The sequence below is a fragment of the Mesorhizobium sp. M0587 genome (assembly GCF_040320945.1).
In the GTDB taxonomy this organism is placed as follows: domain Bacteria; phylum Pseudomonadota; class Alphaproteobacteria; order Rhizobiales; family Rhizobiaceae; genus Mesorhizobium.
Genome location: NZ_JAMYQP010000106.1, coordinates 1 through 826, shown reverse-complemented (window position 1 = coordinate 826; position 826 = coordinate 1). Strand labels below are relative to the sequence as shown.

Here is an 826-nt window from a genome sequence, read left to right as displayed (position 1 = left end):
CTTTCCATCGCGAGAGAGCTGGTCAGGCTTTTCCAGACCGGGATGACCGAAGCGGCCATGCTGAAGATTGCCGTGCGCGCGCGTTGGCACGGCGATTGGAAAATGGAAGGCAGCAGCGCTGCCTAACGTTTGAGGTCAGGCGTTCACAATCCGCTGCATCCTTTTCGAAACGCTGGCGTTGACCCTCAACCTTGCCAGCGCTGGCACACCGACAGGAGGGATCGATGCCGACATTTCGCTTCGAGTTCATCGGAGGCATGCCGATGCCTGCAATCTTTGCCAACATAGCTGATCGAGAAGTGGCTTTCAGAGAGGCGAAGCGCGTTGCCGCGGGCTATCTCATCGCCACACTTGGATTCCAGGATCTGATCGCTGCGTCCAAGGGTTCGGAACAGTACAAAGAAGCGGACGAACCTGGCGTCATCCGGTCGGGCTAAAGCTCGGATTTCTCATTTTCAACGGGCCCTATTCATTCGATCCAGGCTGCCGCGTGATGGCTTGGCTTCTCCCATCCCCGCAGGGCAACATCCACGCCCGCGCCGCACAGCCTGTTCATGAGCGAGGGGCTCACGGGAAGATGGTCCATCCGAAGGCCAGAGCTGCGGTCGTAACCGCCCCGGTGGAGAAATTCCAGTAAGCGTAGACGCCTATTCGGGATAGATCAGCCTGACCGCGTCGACCCAGCCGTCAGCAAGGATGTCGGCGTAAGCTTGCCGACTGGAAACTAGCCCGGATATCTCACACAGTCTTTCGGCGCGAGGCTGGCAGCAGCGATTTTGCGGGCACTTGAGCTGCGGGCAAGGGATGTCCGCCGCTTGGAGCGGTT

1 protein-coding gene is annotated in these 826 nt (G+C 59.3%); it reads left to right on the top strand.

The genetic code is table 11. The features are described 5' to 3' along the window. Positions 1–224: 224 nt before the first annotated feature. The gene (locus NKI49_RS33215) at positions 225–437 is read left to right on the top strand and encodes a hypothetical protein (RefSeq protein WP_352695944.1); all 213 of its coding nucleotides are present in this window, start codon (positions 225–227) and stop codon (positions 435–437) included. The last annotated feature ends 389 nt before the right edge of the window (positions 438–826 follow it).

Coding starts and splice junctions, on each gene's coding strand:
- NKI49_RS33215 (WP_352695944.1), top strand. CDS start 225: ATGCCGACATTTCGCTTCGAGTTCATCGGAGGCATGCCGATGCCTGCA.